The 3,342-nt window shown below is 64.5% G+C and carries 3 protein-coding genes and 1 pseudogene; all 4 read right to left on the bottom strand.

The genetic code is table 11. The annotated features are described in order from the left end of the window. Nucleotides 1–216 precede the first annotated feature (216 nt). Nucleotides 217–1,755 (bottom strand): annotated as a pseudogene (locus AC11WY_RS19240) (DNA methyltransferase); the annotation flags it as partial. After that, nucleotides 1,752–2,174: a PIN domain-containing protein gene (locus tag AC11WY_RS19235; RefSeq protein ID WP_482928485.1), complete on the bottom strand. Its 423-nt coding sequence runs from the start codon at nucleotides 2,172–2,174 to the stop codon at nucleotides 1,752–1,754. The gene AC11WY_RS19235 and the pseudogene AC11WY_RS19240, both read right to left, overlap by 4 nt. 3 nt (nucleotides 2,175–2,177) lie before the next feature. Further along, nucleotides 2,178–2,420, bottom strand: a complete 243-nt coding sequence (locus AC11WY_RS19230; RefSeq protein WP_482928483.1) for a FitA-like ribbon-helix-helix domain-containing protein — start codon at nucleotides 2,418–2,420, stop codon at nucleotides 2,178–2,180. A 119-nt stretch (nucleotides 2,421–2,539) separates the two neighbouring features. After that, the gene (locus tag AC11WY_RS19225; RefSeq protein WP_482928481.1) at nucleotides 2,540–3,205 is read right to left on the bottom strand and encodes a hypothetical protein; all 666 of its coding nucleotides are present in this window, start codon (nucleotides 3,203–3,205) and stop codon (nucleotides 2,540–2,542) included. Between the last annotated feature and the right edge of the window lie 137 nt (nucleotides 3,206–3,342).

The raw sequence follows: 3,342 nt of genomic DNA, 5'->3' as shown, positions 1-3,342 counted from the left end.
CTCCGGCATCTGCCAAAAACGAACCCGGGGGCGCGACGGCCCCGCCAACCATCGCCCGAGGCCGCTCACAGACCCAGAAAAAGGCCATCGCGGGCTTCGAAACCGCCCGGAGTCACTCTCGCAGAGGGGTTCGATGAATATCCCGGGGTCATCCGCCGACCATGCCACAGCCGAGCGCCGTCGGGAATCCTATGTCAGGTGCAGAACACTAGTGATTCCGGCGAACACCCGCTCGAGGTCATCTTTCTCTTGGGAGTCCTGCTTGCGGGTTCCCTTGAAAGGAGGATTCGCGCAGATATACGTCTCGCCGCCCTCGTTCTCAAAATCAATCTGCGCCTGATCCAGCGGCGTGTGGAACAGATCCTCTGCCTGAAACTTCACCCCGGTCCCGGTGGGCGGGCAGACCGACAACCAGTCCAGCCGCAGGGCGTTGCCTTGGGTGATCCAGTTCTGCGCGTTCAGCGGCAGGAACTCCGCCCGCGCCTGCACCTCGCCGCGATAGGTCACGTCGCACTGGAACTCGGCGATGATCAGCGCGAGACGGGCGATTTCGGCGGCAAAGTCGCGCAGCTCGATGCCGCGGAAGTTGGTCTTGGGCACGTCGGTCTTGCGATCCGCCTCGCCCCGGCGCTGGTTGATCACCGCGTCGATCGCGCGCATTTCCTTGTAGGCGATGACCAGGAAGTTGCCCGATCCGCAGGCGGGGTCAAACACCCTGATCTTGGCCATCCGGTTGCGCAGGTTCAGCAGCTTGCGGGGGTTGTCGCCCGCCTCCTCTAGCTGCGCGCGCAGGTCATCGAGGAACAGCGGGTTCAGCACCTTCAGGATGTTCGGCACCGAGGTGTAGTGCATGCCCAGCGCCGAACGCTCGCCCTCATCCGCGACGGCCTGGATCATCGAGCCGAAGATGTCGGGGTTGATCTTGGTCCAGTCGAGGCTGCCGATGTGCAAAAGGTAGCTGCGCGCGATCTTGGAAAAGCGCGGCACGTCGGTGTCGCCCGAGAACAGGCCGCCGTTCACATAGGGAAAAGCGTTGGCCCAGTTGCGCAGATCTGCGGTGGGGCGATCAGCGATCCTGGTGTTCATCGCCCGAAAGATTTCGCTGATCACCCAGTGGGTGTTGGCGGAGTCCCGGTCGCTGAACTGGCTGACGGTGGTGGTGAAGAGGGCGCCGCCGTTGAAGATGCCGGTGTCTTCGGCGAAAAAGCAGAAGATCAGCCGCGCCATGAAGTGGTTCATGTCGTGGCGGCGCGCCTCGGTGCCCCATTCGGGGTTGTCCTTCAGCAGTTCGACTTAGAGCCGGTTCAGGCGGCCGGTCGCCTTGATGTCGAAGGCGCTTTCGCGGATCTGCTTGACGGTGGTGATCCCTGCCAGCGGCAGGAAGAAGCCGAAGTGGTCGGGGAAGTCCCCGTAGGCGCAGGCGATGGCGGGGTCGTCGGAGGTGAGGTCTTCGGCCTCGAGCGTTTCGCCATCGGTGGCGAGGATGAAGCGGGCTTTGCCTTTGGCCGTGGCGGGGCTTGAGCGAAGGGCGGCAAGCGTGACCGAAACCTCGCCCGGTGCACACGTGACGATGTGAATGTTGTTCGTCTGCAGGACGCCGCCAAGGTCGGACTTGTTCGACACGCCCTGACGCAAACGTTTCAGCGTAGTTTCCTTGTTCCCGAAGGCTTCGAGGAACTGGAAGGGGAACTCTTGCCGGTCAAATGGCTTTTCTGCCAGTTCGGAAATGGCCTGTTCGATTTCGACGGCGTTCATAGGTCGTTCCAGGGATTGATCAAGCGGATGCCGCAGCCGTCGAAATCCTTGATGTTGCGGGTGGCGACAGGGGCGTTCGCGGCGCGGGCGATGGCCGCGATCTGACAGTCGGCCTCGGCGATGGGGCGGCCCGCTGCCCGGCGCCGGGCAGCAATTTCGGCGTAGGCTTTGGCGGCTGGACTGTCGAAGGGGAGGACGCGGGCCTGGAAATCCTGGTCGATCATGGCGTCGATGGCGAGTTGCAGCCGGTCGCGGCGCTGCCCTTCTGGCAGGATTGCGACGCCGGTGCGCAGTTCCGCTTCTGTGACTGCCGAGATGAACAGGTCAGCCGCGTCGTGCTTGCCGAACCAGTCCAACACGATCTGGGCTGGTTCGGTGCGCATCAGTTCCGAGATCACGTTGGTGTCGAGGAGGATCATTGATCACTCGAAGCCAGGTGTGGGGCGCATCGGGCCGCGCTGTACCTGGGTCAAGTCGATGCCGCCCGCTGCAGCGAACCGGGAGTGGATTGCCAAGCCAAGGTTGCGTGGCGCGTTGGGCTGGCCGACAACCTGCCGCAGGATATCGCGGGCCTCCTCTTCCATCGAACGGCCGTGCTCAGCCGCTCGCACGCGCAGGCGGCGCTTTACATCGTCGTCAAGGTTGCGAATCGTGATGCTGGCCATGGTGCCCTCCGGTTGCAATGCCAAGGCTAGGCAATGATAGCATTGCAATCAAGCCCAAGCTGGAACGATGACGGGGTAGTTAAAGGCTAACCGGCAGAATGGATGCTTTGCAACGTCGGCTAAAGGCGGTGACGAGGAAACCAAGGCTGCGATTTTGGCATCGCCGCCGACACCTCGACCTCCCCCAGCATCCCGCCCACCATCAGCCCATCCCGCACCCAGTCCAGCGCCCGCCACCACTCCTCGTAGGCGCGCCGTGCCCCCTCGATTTGGCCCGGATGCGGGTGCCAGGTGACCGGACAGGCCAACACCTCGACGCTGCGCCACTTGCCGCGGGTCAGCACCCGCTCGGTGCCGACCACCATCGTGGTCGCCCGCTCGCCATGCTGGTTGCGCCTGGTCTCGACCGGCACGCAGCGCGGCACCGCGCCGGGCATCCAGTCCGGCGTGAGCCCAGCGCGCGCCAGTTCGACCACGCGGATCGCCATCCGGATCCCGCCCAGCGCGTCGGGCATGCCGACGACGGCCGCGGCGACTATCTCGGCATCAGGGTGGCTGCAACTGCCGAGCTTGTGCCGGCCGCCGTCGATCTCGCAGCCCAGCGCCGCGCGCTGGATGAGGACATATTCCAGCCCAAAGCCGAACCCGGCCTCCTCGCCGTCCCGCCGCTCGGGCAGCTCGAACTGCGCCTTTTCGATCCGGAAGGCCCATTCCAGGATCGCCTGCACGCCCAGCGCGCGCTTCTCGCGGCCGACACCGCGGTTGATGCGTCGCTGCAGGGTCATTGTACCCCCCGCATCCGCAGCCGGTCGACCGTGACCTGTAGCGCGACGATCAAGATGAGAGTCGCGCGTCAATCTGGATGAGAAAGTGTCGTTGGTTGTGGAACCCCGGGAGGGCGTAGCCGGAGCGGGGTTCCACA

The sequence above is a fragment of the Solirhodobacter sp. genome, assembly GCF_964715405.1.
This window is presented reverse-complemented; position numbering and strand designations above follow the sequence as displayed.